20 protein-coding genes and 1 pseudogene are annotated in these 16,400 nt (G+C 68.4%); 6 read left to right on the plus strand and 15 right to left on the minus strand.

The window, feature by feature from the left end; genetic code table 11:
• The first annotated feature begins 196 nt into the window (after positions 1-196).
• From ABTY98_RS31905 to ABTY98_RS31915, 3 genes and pseudogenes are all read left to right on the plus strand, one after another.
• Positions 197-697 carry a GNAT family N-acetyltransferase gene (locus ABTY98_RS31905; protein ID WP_352224535.1) on the plus strand — a complete coding sequence of 167 codons (501 nt, stop codon included), beginning with the start codon at positions 197-199 and terminating at the stop codon, positions 695-697.
• A gap of 139 nt (positions 698-836) precedes the next feature.
• Positions 837-1,318: pseudogene (locus ABTY98_RS31910) on the plus strand (IS701 family transposase); the annotation flags it as partial.
• Positions 1,319-1,552: 234 nt separating this feature from the next.
• Positions 1,553-2,086, plus strand: a complete 534-nt coding sequence (locus tag ABTY98_RS31915) for a hypothetical protein (RefSeq protein ID WP_352224536.1) — start codon at positions 1,553-1,555, stop codon at positions 2,084-2,086.
• 268 nt (positions 2,087-2,354) lie between these two features.
• Here ABTY98_RS31915 and ABTY98_RS31920 read toward each other — a convergent pair whose 3' ends face one another.
• Both ABTY98_RS31920 and ABTY98_RS31925 read right to left on the minus strand, forming a co-directional pair.
• Entirely contained in the window at positions 2,355-2,669 is a 315-nt protein-coding gene (locus tag ABTY98_RS31920) for a hypothetical protein (protein WP_352224537.1), read from the minus strand.
• 593 nt (positions 2,670-3,262) lie between these two features.
• Complete coding sequence (locus tag ABTY98_RS31925) at positions 3,263-3,541, minus strand: hypothetical protein (RefSeq protein WP_352224538.1); 279 nt, start codon at positions 3,539-3,541, stop codon at positions 3,263-3,265.
• 78 nt (positions 3,542-3,619) lie between these two features.
• Between ABTY98_RS31925 and ABTY98_RS31930 the strand changes: the two genes are divergently transcribed.
• Positions 3,620-4,375: a GntR family transcriptional regulator gene (locus tag ABTY98_RS31930; protein ID WP_352224539.1), complete on the plus strand. Its 756-nt coding sequence runs from the start codon at positions 3,620-3,622 to the stop codon at positions 4,373-4,375.
• A 231-nt stretch (positions 4,376-4,606) separates the two neighbouring features.
• Here ABTY98_RS31930 and dapD read toward each other — a convergent pair whose 3' ends face one another.
• The 5 genes from dapD to ABTY98_RS31955 all read right to left on the minus strand — a co-directional run bounded on the left by dapD (position 4,607) and on the right by ABTY98_RS31955 (position 8,285).
• Complete coding sequence (dapD, locus tag ABTY98_RS31935) at positions 4,607-5,596, minus strand: 2,3,4,5-tetrahydropyridine-2,6-dicarboxylate N-succinyltransferase (protein WP_352224540.1); 990 nt, start codon at positions 5,594-5,596, stop codon at positions 4,607-4,609.
• A gap of 131 nt (positions 5,597-5,727) precedes the next feature.
• Entirely contained in the window at positions 5,728-6,702 is a 975-nt protein-coding gene (locus ABTY98_RS31940) for a CU044_5270 family protein (RefSeq protein ID WP_352224541.1), read from the minus strand.
• A gap of 2 nt (positions 6,703-6,704) precedes the next feature.
• Entirely contained in the window at positions 6,705-7,310 is a 606-nt protein-coding gene (locus ABTY98_RS31945; protein ID WP_352224542.1) for an RNA polymerase sigma factor, read from the minus strand.
• Between the two features lie 118 nt (positions 7,311-7,428).
• On the minus strand, positions 7,429-7,965 hold the full coding sequence (locus tag ABTY98_RS31950) for a TetR/AcrR family transcriptional regulator (protein WP_352224543.1): 537 nt from the start codon (positions 7,963-7,965) through the stop codon (positions 7,429-7,431).
• The gene (locus ABTY98_RS31955; RefSeq protein ID WP_352224544.1) at positions 7,965-8,285 is read right to left on the minus strand and encodes a DMT family transporter; all 321 of its coding nucleotides are present in this window, start codon (positions 8,283-8,285) and stop codon (positions 7,965-7,967) included. Before ABTY98_RS31955 ends, ABTY98_RS31950 begins: the two co-directional genes overlap by 1 nt.
• Before the next feature lie 101 nt (positions 8,286-8,386).
• On the opposite strand from ABTY98_RS31955, the gene ABTY98_RS31960 reads away from it, so the two are divergent.
• Both ABTY98_RS31960 and ABTY98_RS31965 read left to right on the plus strand, forming a co-directional pair.
• A complete protein-coding gene (locus ABTY98_RS31960; RefSeq protein WP_352224545.1) occupies positions 8,387-8,683 on the plus strand; it encodes a hypothetical protein in 297 nt (98 codons plus the stop codon).
• Between the two features lie 153 nt (positions 8,684-8,836).
• A complete protein-coding gene (locus tag ABTY98_RS31965) occupies positions 8,837-9,703 on the plus strand; it encodes an AbfB domain-containing protein (protein ID WP_352224546.1) in 867 nt (288 codons plus the stop codon).
• A 55-nt stretch (positions 9,704-9,758) separates the two neighbouring features.
• Here ABTY98_RS31965 and ABTY98_RS31970 read toward each other — a convergent pair whose 3' ends face one another.
• The 8 genes from ABTY98_RS31970 to ABTY98_RS32005 are packed head-to-tail and all read right to left on the minus strand — an operon-like array spanning position 9,759 to position 16,371.
• A complete protein-coding gene (locus tag ABTY98_RS31970; RefSeq protein ID WP_037668505.1) occupies positions 9,759-10,091 on the minus strand; it encodes a metal-sulfur cluster assembly factor in 333 nt (110 codons plus the stop codon).
• Complete coding sequence (gene sufU / locus ABTY98_RS31975; RefSeq protein ID WP_352224547.1) at positions 10,088-10,558, minus strand: Fe-S cluster assembly sulfur transfer protein SufU; 471 nt, start codon at positions 10,556-10,558, stop codon at positions 10,088-10,090. The genes ABTY98_RS31970 and sufU overlap by 4 nt, the downstream gene beginning before the upstream one ends.
• An 18-nt stretch (positions 10,559-10,576) precedes the next feature.
• The gene (locus tag ABTY98_RS31980; RefSeq protein WP_352224548.1) at positions 10,577-11,833 is read right to left on the minus strand and encodes a cysteine desulfurase; all 1,257 of its coding nucleotides are present in this window, start codon (positions 11,831-11,833) and stop codon (positions 10,577-10,579) included.
• The gene (gene sufC, locus ABTY98_RS31985) at positions 11,830-12,615 is read right to left on the minus strand and encodes a Fe-S cluster assembly ATPase SufC (protein WP_352224549.1); all 786 of its coding nucleotides are present in this window, start codon (positions 12,613-12,615) and stop codon (positions 11,830-11,832) included. The genes ABTY98_RS31980 and sufC overlap by 4 nt, the downstream gene beginning before the upstream one ends.
• Positions 12,616-12,622: 7 nt before the next feature.
• The gene (locus ABTY98_RS31990; protein WP_352224550.1) at positions 12,623-12,943 is read right to left on the minus strand and encodes a bifunctional 3-phenylpropionate/cinnamic acid dioxygenase ferredoxin subunit; all 321 of its coding nucleotides are present in this window, start codon (positions 12,941-12,943) and stop codon (positions 12,623-12,625) included.
• A complete protein-coding gene (gene sufD / locus ABTY98_RS31995; RefSeq protein WP_352224551.1) occupies positions 12,940-14,160 on the minus strand; it encodes a Fe-S cluster assembly protein SufD in 1,221 nt (406 codons plus the stop codon). Before sufD ends, ABTY98_RS31990 begins: the two co-directional genes overlap by 4 nt.
• A 58-nt stretch (positions 14,161-14,218) precedes the next feature.
• Entirely contained in the window at positions 14,219-15,640 is a 1,422-nt protein-coding gene (gene sufB / locus ABTY98_RS32000; protein ID WP_352224552.1) for a Fe-S cluster assembly protein SufB, read from the minus strand.
• Positions 15,637-16,371, minus strand: coding sequence for a helix-turn-helix transcriptional regulator (locus ABTY98_RS32005; protein ID WP_352224553.1), 735 nt, complete (start codon positions 16,369-16,371; stop codon positions 15,637-15,639). Before ABTY98_RS32005 ends, sufB begins: the two co-directional genes overlap by 4 nt.
• Between the last annotated feature and the right edge of the window lie 29 nt (positions 16,372-16,400).

Consider the following 16,400-nt stretch of genomic DNA (forward strand, 5'->3'; position numbering starts at 1 on the left):
CGGGCAGAAGCCGTCCGTGACGACTTCCTGCCCGCTATACTCCCACCGCTCGACGTTTCCCCAGGTCAAGCCACGAAGTACTGCTGGAGTACTAGTACTCCAGCTGTAGATCGTGATGTGTGCCATGGGCTTGGGGCTGTCTGCCGCTGATGGAAACTCAGGTGGCATCGGCGGGCGGTCCGGGTAGAGTCGCGCCGTGCCCGAGCTGAAGCAGCTGGATGCTGGCCATGCCCCGGCGGTCCTGGCCTTCGAGCTGGCGAACCGTGCCTACTTCGCTGCCTCGATCTCCGACCGGGGCGACGAGTTCTACGACCAGTTCGCCGACCGGCACAGTGCCTTGCTGGCTGAGCAAGAGGCCGGCGGCTGCGCCTTCTATGTGCTGGTCGCCGCGGACGGCTCGGTTCTGGGCCGGTTCAACCTGTACGACGTCAAGGACGGCACTGCCAACGTCGGCTACAGGGTCGCGCAGCACGTCGCCGGCCGCGGCGTTGCGACCGAGACCGTCCGGGAGTTGTGCCAGCTGGCGGCGGCACGGCACGGGCTGCGCACACTGCGCGCAGCCACCTCCCACGCCAATGCCGCGTCCCAGAGGGTGCTGACCAAGGCCGGGTTCGTCCCGGTCAGCCCGGCAGACCCGGCCGACCTCGGCGGTAAGCCGGGCACCTGGTATCAGCGCGACCTGGCACTCCAGCCGTAGACCGCGATCTTGCCGGTGGACCGGCTGCGGGATGGCTGCGGCCACCGTTGATCATCGGTGTGTGAAGGCTGAAGACCACGCGGTGGCCGCGGGGAGCAACGTAGTGCCTGCGCACTGGCAGACCATCTTCGAGGGCCTGATGGGCCGGATTGCTGCCCGGTTCGCCCGGGTTGAACCCCGGCGTCGGACACGGCAGTTGGTGCTCGGGCTGCTGGCGGACCTGCCACGCAAAAACTGCTGGACGATCGCCGAGCACACCGGGGACGCACACCGGACGGACTGCAGCACCTGCTCGGGCGCGCGAAGTGGGACGCCGATCTGGTCCGGGACGACCTGCGTGAATACGTGCTGGAACACCTCGCGGACGATCAAGCCATACTCATGGTCGACGAGACCGGCGACCTGAAGAAGGGCACCCGGACCGTGGGCGTGCAGCGTCAGTACACCGGCACCGCGGGCAGAGTCGAGAACGCTCAGGTCGCCGTCTACCTCACCTACACCTCCCGGCACGGGCACGCAGGCATCGACCGTGCCCTCTACCTGCCCATGTCCTGGACCGACAGCGAAGAACGCCGGGCACAGGCCGCCGTCCCGGACCAAGCCAGCTTCGCGACCAAGCCGCAAAGGTCGCGCCTCGACACCGCCCTCGCCGCAGGTCAGCGCAGTAACAACCCCCAGAAGAACCGAGCATCCCAAGCTGAGAGCTCCGAGGTAGTCGTCCCAGAACAGTCATCATGCTTGCTTGCTTCACTCGCACGCGAATACTCATGCGTGAGTGACGAGTTGCAGTCATGAGTGAACGTGAGTACATTCAAGTCGTCGCGTTGACGTAGAAGTTCACGACTAGGAGGGGCTATGCGACTGATCGACGGCACGCCGCAGGAGATCGCCGAGTTCTTGCGGCTCACCGAGGGGGAGGAGGACGCGGACGCCGGGGCACCGAGCGAGGTTGACCCCGATGCCCCCAGTGAGAGCGTGGGTGGAGCACTGGATTGGGCGCAGATCACGGAGTTGGTGAATGGCCGTGCCCGCAGCCCGGAGATTGCCAAGCGCGTGCATGACTTTCTGCATGGCGCTGTGGCGCTCGGCAACGTCGAAATCGGTCCGGGCGAGTCAGAGCGGACCCGCGATGGTCGTACCGACTACGTCATGGTTCGAGACGCCGGCGTCCGCCGATACGGTGCTGTGGCCTACGTCAAGGCGACCAACGGTGGGCTTACTCTGCGCTTGACCAGAGAGGACGTGGCTGACGTCATCGAGCCGCACATCAGCTTCCGCAATGTCCGTGCCGGTCATCAGTACGTCGTCAATTGCCCGCTGCGCGATGACGCGGCAGTCCAGACGGCGTTGCGCCTTGTTCAGCTTGCCTTGGCGAAGGTTCGTCAGTAGTCGAGGCGTTCCGGGGTGCTGAGCGGCGTCAGGTTGGGGGCAGCCCTCACTTGTACAGCAAAGAAGTACCGTAACCTCAGCAACCTGCCATGCCCGCCAGCAACTCCCAGGCGTCGCCTGGCGACCTCTATGACCATCGCTGTCCGATCTCTGTAGAGCTACGGATCAGAAGGTGTACAGGGTGGGACGCCCCGGCCTCTTGCGGCTCGTCCCACCCTGTAATCAGTTCCATTTGCGCAGTCGACGCAAGGACTTCTGCACTGCGGCGTTATAAGCCGAATTCCGCGTCCACGGCCGAACCGTCCGTATGACGGTTTCCGCGGCTGGTGGCCACACGCAGTACGTCTCGCAATGCGCCGGCTAACTGAGCGGCGAGAAGGCTCAACTCCTCCCCGTTCGCTGTCTCGTCATCGAGCACCGGAGCCGCTTGCTCCAGGAGTTCGGACGCCATGCCGAGCTGTATCGCCTCGATATGGTCCGCCAGGCGGGACATAAAGCCGTCCGCGTCATCGGTGCTCAGGTAGCACGGCTTTCCCTCAGGCCCCGCCCAGGGGAGAAGCCTCAGCCCGTTGTGTGCGGTCATGTCTGCGCGCTGGCCTTTCGATCGTCGATGTCGGATGCCGACGAACCTTCGGCCCCCAGGTCGCTCACCGCTTCAACTCCCTGGGAGCCTAGGTACGGCACCGAGTGGCACGAGCAGTCACACGCCTCATAGATCAGCGGAACGTCGATCGGCGCCAAAGCCGGAGAAGACTCCGCGCACTCGCGGTGGGTGCCGACACGGCAGGCAGTGGAGCGGTAGCGGACGGTCGAGGCGTCAGGGCCGTGCAGTTGCTTTCGAGGAACCATCAGCCAACTCCCAGAAAGACCGGCCGGGTGTCAGCCGACGTGTTGGGGACCGCAACATCCATCGGATGGCGCCCCACTCGCTTCTCCCCGACCAGCACGTACGGGCGTACGAGCGCCACGTCCTCGCCTCTGAGGAGGTAGTGGTGACTCGTCCAGCGGCGGACCAGTCCGAGAGCGACCGTCGGCCTGTCAACGGGTGAAGAGGAGGCAGGGCCACCCAAGGGCCGGGACGGCGCTAAGCGGCGGCGGTGCCTGCCCTTGGAGACGTACCGCGCCCTGGTGCGGGCGACGGCGCGGCGGATACGGTTGAGCACGCTGAATCAGCCCCTATCGCTGATGGCTCGGTCCCCCGGCATTGCCCGCCGTGGGGACCGCTTTGCGTACGACCGCCCAGAGGGTGCGGCCGCTCAAGCTGGTGGCATGGAGCCCGAACCGGTCGGCCTCGGCCACCACCTCCAGGACCTCCCTCCACGACTCAGCGGAGAGCGATTCCGGTAACTCCGCTTCGACCGATGTGAAGTCGGTGTGTTCCGCCACGCGCGTGGGGAGCCCGGCCGATGACAGCCGGGCGGCGATGGCCGCCGCGCTAACTCCCGAAGCGGGCACAGGACAGCCTCCGTCACCAGCGATCACTTTCAGTGAAGCTAGTTAACTAGATTAGAGCTAGTGGACTAGATTTTCTACATGTCTGAGCAGCCGCCTTACCTCCGCATCGCCGACGAACTCCGGCGACGGATCGCGGAGCACGTGTGGGAGCCGGGGGACCGTCTCCCCTCCCGCGCGCAGATCGGCCACGAGTGCGGCGTGGGCGAGAACGTCGTCCGCCGAGCGCAGGAACTGCTGATCTCACAGGGCGTGCTGGAGGGGCGAGCCGGATCGGGCACCTACGTCGCCGAGCCCCGGCAACGCGTGCGGGTCGTCCGCTCCTCGGCGCGTGAGCAGCCGCAGGGGTCGCCGTTCCGCGCGGACATGAAGGCCCTCGGCAAGCAGGGGGATTGGGAGAGCCGGACCGACGCCAAGGTGGCCGCCCCTGACGACATCGCCGCGCGGCTGGGCATCGCCGGAGGCGACCTGTGCGTACGGACCGCGTACGAGTTCCTGGCCGACGGCAGGCCCGTCCAGCTCTCCACGAGCTGGGAGCCCTACGACCTCACCGCCGGCACCCTCGTCGTCCTCCCCGAGGGAGGCCCGCACGCCGGGACCGGCGTTGTGAACCGCATGGCCGCCATCGGGATCACCGTCAGCCACGCCGTGGAGCAGCCTGAGCCCCGGCAAGCCACCGCCGAAGAAGCCTCACTCCTCGGCATCCAGAAGGCCGCTCTCGTCACCCACATCCGGCGGACCTACTACAGCGACCAGGGACGCCCCGTGGAGACCGCGGACATCATCGTGCCCGCCGCCCACTGCGAGATCGTCTACGAGATCCCCATCAATCGATAGTCCATAGCCCTGCCGCAGCCGACGGGTTCGCTGCTGCTCCCGTGGATGCTGATGGGCCTCGGGGGGACAGGCCGATGTCCCGCCGGAGAAAGCACGTGAGCGCCCTCCCCCGGGCCGTCCTCGGGCCGTGGAAGGGCGCTCAGCAGTGACCAACGTCGACAACTGCCGACAGCTCAGCAGCAGGTCAGAGCGGTGATCGATTAAGCGGCCGCAGGTCACGACCCCCGATGGTCAGTTGTGGCTGTGCAGGATCTCGTTCAGGCCGCCCCAGACCGCGTTGTTCGGGCGGGCCTCGACGGCGCCGGTGACCGAGTTGCGGCGGAAGAGGATGTTGGAGGCGCCGTTCAGCTCGCGGGCCTTGACGATCTGGCCGTCCGGCATGGTGACCCGGGTGCCCGCGGTGACGTACAGGCCGGCCTCGACCACGCACTCGTCGCCGAGGGCGATCCCGACGCCCGCCTCGGCACCGATCAGGCAGCGCTCGCCGATGGCGATGATCACGTTGCCGCCGCCGGACAGGGTCCCCATGGTGGAGGCGCCGCCGCCGATGTCCGAGCCGTTGCCGACCACGACACCGGCCGAGATACGGCCCTCGACCATCGAGGTGCCGAGCGTGCCGGCGTTGAAGTTGACGAAGCCCTCGTGCATGACGGTCGTGCCCTCGGAGAGGTGCGCGCCGAGGCGGACCCGGTCGGCGTCGGCGATGCGCACGCCCTTGGGGACGACGTAGTCCGTCATCCGCGGGAACTTGTCGATCGAGGTCACCTGGAGGTGCAGGCCCTCGGCGCGGGCGTTCAGCCGGACCTTCTCGATCTCGTCGACGGCGACCGGGCCGAGGGAGGTCCAGGCGACGTTGGCGAGGAGGCCGAAGATACCGTCCAGGCTCTGGCCGTGCGGCTTCACCAGGCGGTGCGAGAGCAGGTGCAGACGCAGGTAGGTGTCGTGCGTGTCGAGCGGCTTGTCGTCGAGCGAGGCGATGACCGTGCGGACCGCGACGACCTCGACATTGCGGCGGACGTCCGGGCCGATCGCTTGGGCCGCACCCTCGCCGAGGAGTTCCACGGCCTGCTCGGCGGACAGCGTCTCGGTGCCGGCCGGGCCGGGCTCGGCGACCAGCTCGGGAGCGGGGAACCAGGTGTCGAGAACGGTGCCGTCGGCGGCGATCGTGGCGAGGCCGGCGGCGGCGGCACCGGTGGGACGAGGAGCAGTCGTGTCGGTCATGAGGGCAACCTAACCGGCTGGGGGCCTGCGAGGCGAACCAGCGTGCGGGGCGTCTCAGGGGACGGGCCCCGAAGATGCGCCGGTCGGCCCGCACTCCCCCGTGGTGCGGGCCGACCGGGTCCGGGGGCAGGTCAGGGGCGCTCGCCGGCCTTGTCCACCACCGCCGTCGTGAGCAGCTCACCGAAAGCGCTGGCCTTGCCGTCCAAGACCATGCGCGAGCCGATGAACCGGTAGGTCCGCGGGTAGATCAGGACCTGCGTGACCACCCCGCCCTTGCCCTTGTCGTCCGCGGTGAGTTCGTCGGGCAGGGTGGTGACGTCGTAGGCCAGGGCGACGGCCTTGCGACCGGTGGGCGTGTCGACCAGGTGGTCGGTGATCTTCACGGCGGGTAGGAGTGCGAGGGCGCGGTACAGCGAGGCCAGCCCGTGGGGCGGCATGAGGTTGTACTTGACAAGGAGGGTGTTGATCTCGGCGTAGTCGTCCCACGCCTGGGGAGCCCCCTCGGTGTCCCGGACGGCGTTCCTCGCGCGGAGCGCCTGCAGCGTCCCCGCACCGTCGGCCGGCAGTGCGGCCACGAACCGGTACACGTCACGCGGGGAGCGGAAGTCCTTTGACTCCTGGCTCCTCGTGGTCGGCACGACGGTGACCTTGGGATCGCCGGCCACCGGGAGATAGGCCACCAGTCCGCCGTCGTACCGACTCCAGAACTCGATCGGCTGTTCCTCGGGGGCCGAACTCGTCGTCTTCCTCGTGTAGATCCACTGCTTCGCCGTGGGTTCGGTGCCCGTCGGCTGCTTGTCCAGCGTGTCGGCCGCCCGTTCCAGGAAGTCGTGCGCGCTCATCCCCTTCAGGTCGAGGTCCGGCGTCGCGGGCTGCACCCTGCGTCCCCTGCCGACCCCGCCTGCCAGCAGGGCGACGGTGACGGCGACGGCGGTCACGGCGGCCACGACCGCGACAATCACGAACTCCCGGCGCCACCACCCGGCCCGGCGCCGCTCCCCGGCCCGTACCGCGTTGGTGAGACGGGCGCGGCCCGCCGCCAGTCGTGCCCGGTCCGGCACCGGTGCGTCGGCGCGCAGCGCGCGCACCTCGGTCATCTCGTCCATCGCTATACCACCTCCGCGGTGTCGCCCGAGAATGCCGGATCGGCGCCCAGCGCCGTACGCACCTTGCGCCGCGCCCGGTTGAGCCGGGAGCGGACCGTGCCGACGGGAATGTCCAGCGCCTCGGCGACCTCCTGGTAGGTGAGGTCGGCCCAGGCGACGAGCAGCAGGACGTGCCGGTCGCCCGCCGTCAGTGCGGCGAGGGCGCCGGCGAGCGGGCCCTGGGCGTCGATCCGGCTGTCGGTGTCCTCGACCCAGGACTCGCTCCAGGACGCGGCGACCGGGTCGTGCCCGGTGCGGGCCAGCGCCCTGAGCGCCCGTACCTCGGCCCGGCGTTGCTTGCCGATCAGGTTGCCCGCGATGCCGTACAGCCACGGGCGCGCGTTGGGGCGTGCGAGGTCGTAGCGGGAGCGGATCCGGAAGGCGACGAGGAAGGTGTCCGCGGTGATGTCGTCGGCGGCTGTGTCGCCGAGCCTGCGCGCCGCGTACCGGTGGATGTCGGGCGCGTAGCGGTCGTAGAGCCGGGCGAAGAGCTCCGGTTGTTCCAGTGACTGGGCGACGGTCTCCGCGTCGTCCCCCGCCTGTGCCGTGGCCGGCGGCGGTCCGCTCACGAGGGCTCTCCCTGGTTCGTCGGTGCTTGCGTGTCACCCCCTGTTCCCCGATGTCCGCCGGAGGGTTCACGGTGATCCGGCCGGGGCGGCGGGGAGGGCAGTGGCGGACGCGTTCCGCTCAGGGAATCACGCGCCCCAGGACGTCTCGCGCGTACCCCTCGTCGTACGGCGTCCCCGTCAGCAGCACCTGGAGGCAGATCCCGTCCATCAGCGCGACCAGCGCCCGCGCCGTGACCGGGTCGGTGCGGTGGGCGAGCCGTTCGGCGAGGTCGTCGGCCCACTCGGCGGCGACGGGGCGCAGGGCCGGGCGGCGCAGGGCGGCGAGGTAGAGCTCGTACTCCAGCTCCACGGCGGTACGGTCCCCGCTCAGCCAGTCGCCGAGGATCCGTGCGAGGGCGGTGGCGAGGTCGGCCGTTGAGTCGTCCAGGCCGCCGTACGAGGCGACCACCTTGGCGAAGCCCTCGTTGGCCTGCCGCAGCGCGGCGACCATCAGCTCGTCGAGGGTCTTGAAGTGGTACGTCGTCGAGCCGAGCGGTACGTCCGCCTCGGCGGCGACCGAGCGATGGGAGAGCCCGGCGAGCCCTTTCTCCCCCACCACGCGGATCGCCGCCTCGATGATCCGCTGCCTGCGTTCGGGGTCGTAACGGCGTGGCATCAGTGCGCGCCTCCCAGGTTCAGGACCACCACTCCGCCGACGATGAGCACGATCCCGGCGACCTTGACCAGGCTGAGCCCCTCGCCGAACAGCAGCAGGCCGAGCACGGCGATGGCCGCGGTGCCGACTCCGGACCAGATCGCGTACGCCGTGCCGATCGACACGGTCTTCAGGGTCGCGGCCAGGAGCAGGAACGACAGCACGTACCCCAGTGCCGTCACAAGCGAGGGCCAGAGCCTGCTGAAACCCTCGCTGTACTTCATCGCCGTCGTGGCGGCGACCTCGGCGGCTATGGCGCCGGCGAGCGTCAGGTATCCCATGTGTACGATTGTACGCAACGCTGTGTACGGTCGTACACAAGAGGCCTCCGCACAGGAGGAGGTCCGGAACAACAACCGCGCGACGGGCAACGGCACTCTCCGTGAGCACCACCCTCTCCACGCCGATCTCCGCGATCCCGGCGGCAGGCGGTCCGGGGTACTCGTACACGCAGATCAACCCGGCGAACGTCGCCGACGGCGGGGAGACCGGCGGTAACATTCGCCAGTTGTTCCTCTGCAACTCCTCGCGCGTGGGCTTCACTTCGCGCGGCAGCGCCACCGCAGGTGGCGCAGCTGACGTACAGCCCGGGCCGGATCGCGCCCGCCAACTGGGCGTGGGCGGCCTGGTGGACACAGATCGGCGTTTGAACTCCCGTGCGTCGCATGAAGTTGTTTAATCCTCATAGAAACCGCTAGCTGAAACACCTCCCCGTAGCCGCGTGACTCCACTAGTGTGTGCACCTCTGTGATCCACCATTGCTTCACACTTCACCCACCTCCCCCTCACACCCCCGGCCGCCGCTGCCTTGGCGCCGCTGGAGGAAAAGCGCATGCCAGAAACCACCCCCCAACCCCCGCCGCATCCCGCCTGGGAGAACGGCTGGGTCCCCGACGCCTCCCGGGCTCCCGGAACCCGAAGACTCTGGCTGGCCGGCACGCTGGCGATCGCCACGGTCGTCGCCTGCGTCACCGCGATAGCCGTCAGCCGCAGCACCCCTGACCGGGCGTCAGCGGCGCCTCCATCGCCGACCGACGCGGCCCTCGACCACGGCCCCGGCCTGCTCTCCTTCGCCTCACCGACATCGACGGGACCGGCCACCCCCGGCAAGGACAAGTCGGGCATGCTGACGACTTCGCCGACCTCGTCCCCCTCCGCCACGGCGTCGGCCACAGCACCCGCCGCCACCCCGAAGACCTCGCCCTCCGGCGCGAAACCCTCCAAGTCCTCGCCGCCCAAAGGCGGTTCGGGCGGATCGGGCGGCGGCTCCACACAGCAGTCCACCGCCCGGTCGGTCCGCTCGGTCAACTACCCGGACCGCTACTGGCATGTGAGCGACGGTTACGTGAAGCTCGACCCGGTGCGCGGCTCGGAGTCCCGCGAGGACTCCACGTTCACCGTCGTCAAGGGCCTCGCGAACAGCTCCTGCTACTCGTTCCGGACGTCCGACGGGAAGTACCTGCGCCACCGCAACTTCCTGCTGCGCGCCGATCAGAGCGACGGCTCGCCCCTCTTCCACCAGGACGCCACCTTCTGCGCCCGCGCCTCGGCCTACTCCGGCGCGGTCATGCTGGAGTCGGTGAACTACCCCGGCCGCTTTCTGCGCCACCAGAACTTCCAGCTGAAACTGGACACCTACCAGAACAGCGACCTCTACCGCGCGGACTCGGCATTCCGCCTGGTGGATCCCCTGGCCTGAGCACGCGAAAGCGGCGGCACCTGCCCGGTGCCGCCGCTTTCAAGGTACGCGAACGTCAGACGTTGAACCCGAGCGCCCGGAGCTGCTCGCGGCCGTCGTCGGTGATCTTGTCGGGGCCCCACGGGGGCATCCAGACCCAGTTGATGCGCAGTTCGTTGACGAGACCGTCCGTGGCGGACTTGGCCTGGTCCTCGATGACGTCCGTCAGCGGGCAGGCCGCCGAGGTCAGGGTCATGTCGACGGTGGCGATGTTCGCGTCGTCGACGTGGATGCCGTAGATCAGGCCGAGGTTGACGACATCGATGCCGAGCTCGGGGTCGACCACGTCCATCAGGGCCTCGCGGAGTTCCTCCTCCGAGGCGGGCTTCATCTCAACGGTGTCGGTCATGCCGTCTTCCTTTCGGCGTCGGCCGCGCCACCCAGCGCCTGAGCCGTCGCGTCCTTCCATGCCATCCAGCTCAGGAGGGCGCACTTGACCCGGGCCGGGTACTTGGAGACACCGGCGAACGCGACCGCGTCCTCCAGCACCTCCTCCATCGCGTCATCGGGTTCGAGCTTGCCCTTGGACTGCATCAGCTCCAGGAAGGTCTCCTGGATCTTCTGCGCGTCGGCCAGCTCCTTGCCGACCAGGAGGTCGTTCAGTACGGAGGCGCTCGCCTGGCTGATCGAGCAGCCCTGGCCCTCGTACGAGACGTCCTCGATCGTCGTGCCGTCGTACTTCACTCGGAGGGTGATCTCGTCGCCGCACGTCGGGTTCACATGGTGCACCTCGGCGTCGCCATCCCTGAGACCACGCCCGTGCGGGTGTTTGTAGTGGTCCAGGATGACTTCCTGGTACATCGAGTCCAGCTTCACGGTCTCAGTTCACGCCCTTCAGCCGAAGAAGTTCCGTACGTGCTCCAGGCCCGCGACCAGAGCGTCGATCTCGGCCGGCGTGGAGTACAGATAGAACGACGCTCGCGTGGTCGCAGGAATTCCGTACCGCAGGCAGACCGGCCGGGCGCAGTGGTGGCCGACCCGGACCGCGATGCCCTGCTCGTCGAGAACCTGGCCCACGTCGTGCGGGTGGATGTCCCCGAGGGTGAAGGAGATCGCCGCGCCCCGGTCCTCGGCCGTGGTGGGGCCGATGATCCTCAGATCGGGTACCTGGGTGAGACGCCGTACCGCGTAATCCGTCAGCGCGTGCTCATGGGCGAGGATCTTGTCCATGCCGATGGCGTTCAGATAGTCGATCGCCGCGCCGAGACCGACCGCCTGCGCGATCGGCGGGGTGCCCGCCTCGAACTTGTGGGGCGCCGGGGCGTAGGTCGAGGAGTGCATCGACACCGTCTCGATCATCTCGCCGCCGCCGAGGAACGGGGGCAGGTCCTCCAGGAGTTCCTGGCGGCCCCACAGGACGCCGATGCCGGTCGGGCCGCACATCTTGTGGCCGGTGAAGGCGACGAAGTCGGCCTGGAGGGCCTGGACGTCCAGCGGCATGTGCGGCGCCGCCTGGGAGGCGTCGATGCAGACCAGCGCGCCGACCTCCTGGGCGCGGCGGACTATCGCCTCGACCGGGTTGACCGTGCCCAGGATGTTCGACACCAGCACAAAGGAGACGATCTTCGTCTTCTCGGTGATGATCTCGTTGATGTTGGACAGGTCGAGGCGGCCGTCGTCGGTGAGGCCGAACCACTTCAGCTTCGCGCCGGTGCGCTGCGCCAGCAGCTGCCACGGCACGATGTTGGAGTGGTGCTCCATCTCCGTGATGACGATCTCGGTCTCGTGGTCCACCCGGTAGGGCTCGTCGGCCCAGCCGAGCATGTTCGCCACGAGGTTCAGCGACTCGGAGGCGTTCTTGGTGAAGATCACCTCGTCGCGGCTGGGCGCGTTGATGAACTCGGCGACCTTGTCGCGCGCACCCTCGTACAGCGCCGTGGCCTCCTCGGCGAGCACATGCACACCGCGGTGGACGTTGGCGTTGTAGCGCTCGTAGTACTCGCTCAGGGCGTCCAGTACCTGGCGGGGCTTCTGCGAGGTCGCCGCGTTGTCCAGGTACACGAGCTTCCGGTCGTCATGGACCAGCCGGTCCAGGATGGGGAAGTCCTTGCGGATCGCCTCGGTGTCGAGGAGGCCCGGCAGCTGTGTCACGCGGATGCGCCACCCTTCGTGTCGGCTCCGTCGAGCTTCGCATATGCCTCGTAGCCCTCGTCCTCCAGCTTGTCGGCGAGCTCGGCGCCGCCGGACTCGACGATGCGGCCGGCGGAGAAGACGTGGACGTAGTCGGGCTTGATGTAGCGCAGGATGCGCGTGTAGTGCGTGATCAGCATGGTGCCGACCTCGCCGGTCTCGCGGACGCGGTTGACGCCCTCGGAGACGATGCGAAGGGCGTCCACGTCCAGGCCGGAGTCGGTCTCGTCAAGGATCGCGATCTTCGGCTTGAGCAGTTCGAGCTGGAGGATCTCGTGGCGCTTCTTCTCACCGCCGGAGAAGCCTTCGTTGACGTTGCGCTCGGCGAAGGACTGGTCCATGTGGAGGCGCTCCATGGCCTCCTTGACCTCCTTCACCCAGGTGCGCAGCTTGGGGGCCTCGCCGCGGATGGCGGTGGCGGAGGTCCGCAGGAAGTTCGACACGGACACACCCGGGACCTCGACCGGGTACTGCATCGCCAGGAACAGGCCCGCGCGGGCGCGCTCGTCGACGGACATCTCCAGGACGTCCTCGCCGTCGAGCAGCACGGTGCCCTCGGTGATCGTGTACTTCGGGTGGCCCGCGAGCGAGTAGGCGAGGGTCGACTTGCCGGAGCCGTTGGGGCCCATGATGGCGTGCGTCTCGCCCTGCTTCACGGTGAGGTCGACGCCCTTGAGGATCTCCTTCGTGGCGTTGTCGGCCTCGACGGTGACGTGCAGGTCTCGGATTTCAAGCGTTGCCATGGGTGCCTCAGGACTCCTGGGTGAGGGAGACGAGCACGTCGTCCCCTTCGATCTTTACGGGGTATACGGGGACGGGGCGGGTGGCCGGGAGGCCGGAGGGCTTGCCGGTGCGCAGGTCGAAGCTGGAGCCGTGCAGCCAGCACTCGATCTGGCAGTCCTCCACCTCGCCCTCGGAGAGCGAGACGTTGGCGTGGGAGCAGATGTCGTAGATCGCGAACACCTCTCCCTCGGTGCGGACGACCGAGATGGGCGTGCCGTCGAGTTCCACCCGTTTCGGGGTGCCGTCCTCCAGCTCGCTCAGGCCGCAGGCGCGTACGAACGTGGTCATGCGACCGCGGCCTCCAGCTCCTCCTCGATCTTGGCGAGCAGCCGCTCCTCGATGTCGGCGACACCGATCTGCTGGACCAGCTCGGCGAAGAAGCCGCGGACCACCAGACGGCGGGCCTCGTACTCCGGGATGCCGCGGGCCATCAGATAGAAGAGCTGCTCGTCGTCGAAGCGGCCGGTGGCGGAGGCGTGGCCGGCGCCGACGATCTCGCCGGTCTCGATCTCCAGGTTCGGCACCGAGTCGACCCGCGCGCCGTCCGTGAGGACCAGGTTGCGGTTCATCTCGTAGGTGTCGGTGCCCTCGGCCCTGGCCTCGATGAGGACGTCGCCGATCCAGACCGCGTGCGCCTGCTCGCCCTGGAGGGCGCCCTTGTAGGCCACGTTCGACTTGCAGTGCGGGGTGTTGTGGTCGACGAACAGCCGGTGCTCCTGGTGCTGCCCGGCGTCCGTGAAGTAGAGGCCGTACAGCTCGGCCTCGCCACCGGTGCCCGCGTAGGAGACGCGCGGGTGCAGCCGTACGACATCGCCGCCGAAGGTGACGACGACCGACTTGAAGGAGGCGTCCCGGCCGACGAGGGCGTTGTGCTGGGCCACGTGCACGGCCTTCTCGTCCCAGTCCTGGACGGAGACGACGGTCAGCTTGGCGCCGTCGCCGAGCAGGTAGTCGACGTTGGCGGCGAGCACCGCGTCACCGGTGTGGTCGATGACGACGACGGCCTCGGCGAAGGCGCCCAGCTCGATCACCTGGTGGGCGAAGGCGGTGCCGCCCTCGCCGTGCACGGCGATCCGGATCGGCTCGGTGAGCGCCGTCTCCTTGGGGACGCTGACCACGCCGGCCTTCTCGAACGCCGAGTACGCCTGGGCGGCGACCCGGTCCACCGGGGTGCCGGCCCTGCCGAGCCGCGGGTCGTCGCGGTCCACGGTCTCGACGGTGACGCCCTCGGGGGCCTCGACGACGACCTTCACGCCCTCGCCGGTGGCGACGGCGGTGCCGTCGTGCAGTCCGCGCAGCCGTTCCAGCGGGGTGAACCGCCACTCCTCCTCGCGGCCGTGCGGGACCGCGAAGTCCGCGACGTCGAAGGACGGGGGCGCGCTCATGCGTGTCGCGACGGTCGACTCGGCGGCCACCGCGATGGCGCCGGCGGTGGTGGAGCCCACCGGTGGGGGTCCCCCCGCTCGAGCGGAGCCGAGAGTGGGGGAGTTCTGAGCCTCAGCCATGGCTGTCGTAGTGCTCGCTTTCCGTTCCGTAAGTGGCTTGCCGGGAGGGGCGGTGGGGTTAGCCGACCGCGCCTTCCATCTGCAGCTCGATCAGCCGGTTGAGCTCCAGCGCGTACTCCATCGGCAGCTCCTTCGCGATGGGCTCGACGAAGCCGCGCACGATCATCGCCATCGCCTCGAACTCGGAGAGACCGCGGCTCATCAGGTAGAAGAGCTGGTCCTCGGAGACCTTGGAGACGGTCGCCTCGTGGCCCATGGACACGTCGTCCTCGCGGACGTCGACGTACGGGTACGTGTCCGAGCGGGAGATGGTGTCGACGAGCAGCGCGTCGCACAGCACGTTCGACTTGGATCCGGCCGCGCCCTCGCCGATCTCGACCAGGCCGCGGTAGGAGGTACGACCGCCACCGCGCGCGACCGACTTCGAGACGATGTTGGACGACGTGTTCGGCGCCATGTGGACCATCTTGGAGCCGGCGTCCTGGTGCTGGCCCTCGCCCGCGAAGGCGATGGACAGGGTCTCGCCCCTGGCGTGCTCGCCCATCAGGTAGACGGCCGGGTACTTCATCGTCACCTTGGAGCCGATGTTGCCGTCGATCCACTCCATGGTGGCGCCCTCGTAGGCGACGGCGCGCTTGGTGACCAGGTTGTAGACGTTGTTCGACCAGTTCTGGATGGTCGTGTAGCGGCAGCGGGCGTTCTTCTTGACGATGATCTCGACGACCGCGGAGTGCAGCGAGTCCGACTTGTAGATCGGGGCGGTGCAGCCCTCGACGTAGTGCACGTAGGCACCCTCGTCGACGATGATCAGGGTCCGCTCGAACTGGCCCATGTTCTCCGTGTTGATACGGAAGTAGGCCTGGAGCGGGATCTCCACGTGCACGCCCTTCGGCACGTAGATGAAGGAGCCGCCGGACCACACGGCCGTGTTCAGCGACGCGAACTTGTTGTCACCGACCGGGATGACGGTCCCGAAGTACTCCTTGAAGAGGTCCGGGTGCTCCTTCAGCGCGGTGTCGGTGTCCAGGAAGATGACGCCCTGCTCCTCCAGGTCCTCGCGGATCTGGTGGTAGACGACCTCCGACTCGTACTGGGCGGCGACACCGGCGACCAGGCGCTGCTTCTCCGCCTCCGGGATGCCCAGCTTGTCGTAGGTGTTCTTGATGTCCTCGGGCAGGTCCTCCCAGGACTCCGCCTGCTTCTCCGTGGAGCGCACGAAGTACTTGATGTTGTCGAAGTCGATGCCCGACAGGTCCGATCCCCAGTTCGGCATCGGCTTCTTCTCGAAGAGGCGCAGGCCCTTGAGACGGAGCTTGGTCATCCACTCCGGCTCGCTCTTCTTGCCGGAGATGTCCCGGACGACGTCCTCGTTGATGCCGCGCTTGGCAGAGGCGCCGGCCGTGTCGGAGTCGGCCCAGCCGTATTCGTACTTGCCCAGGCCCTCGAGTTCGGGGTGGGCAGTCTCCGTGGGGAGAGTCATGCGGGGTTCCTCCCGGCCGTACTAGCAGATGCGTCAGTGGAAATCTTGGGGATGAACGTCGTGCAGACGCCGTCGCCGTGCGCGATGGTCGCCAGCCGCTGGACGTGCGTTCCGAGCAGCTCGGCGAAGATCTCCGTCTCCGCCTCGCACAGCTGGGGGAACTGCTCCGCGACATGGGCGACCGGGCAGTGGTGCTGGCACAGCTGTTCGCCGACCGGTGCGCTGCGCGCCGTTGCAGCGTACCCGTCCCTGCTCAGGGCCTTGGCCAGCGCTTCCGTGCGGTCGTCGGGGCTCACGGCCTCGATCGCCCTGCGGTAGGCGCTCGCCTGCGCGGCGATCCGGGCCCGCGCGAAGGCGGCGACCGCCTCCTGGCCGCCCCCCTGCTCGGCGATCCAGCGCAGCGCGTCGGCGGCGAGGGCGTCGTACGACTGGTCGAAGGCGTCGCGGCCGCAGTCGGTGAGGGCGAAGACCTTGGCGGGACGGCCGCGCGTCCGCGCGCCGTACACCCGCTGCTCGCGTGGCTCCACGACGTCGTCGGCGACCAGGGCGTCCAGGTGTCGGCGTACGGCCGCCGGGGTCAGGCACAGGCGTCCGGCCAGCTCGGTGACGGTCGACGGGCCGTGGTCCAGGATCGACCGCGCGACCCGGTTGCGCGTCGAACGCTCACCGGTCGCGAGTTCCTCCTGGGGGGTCCCCGTGGGGGTCTCCCGAGCCTCGCCGACGTTTTTCACAACGCCATTGTTGCGTAATTCCTCAGAGC

It is taken from the genome of Streptomyces sp. NPDC096040 (assembly GCF_040303265.1).
GTDB lineage: Bacteria > Actinomycetota > Actinomycetes > Streptomycetales > Streptomycetaceae > Streptomyces.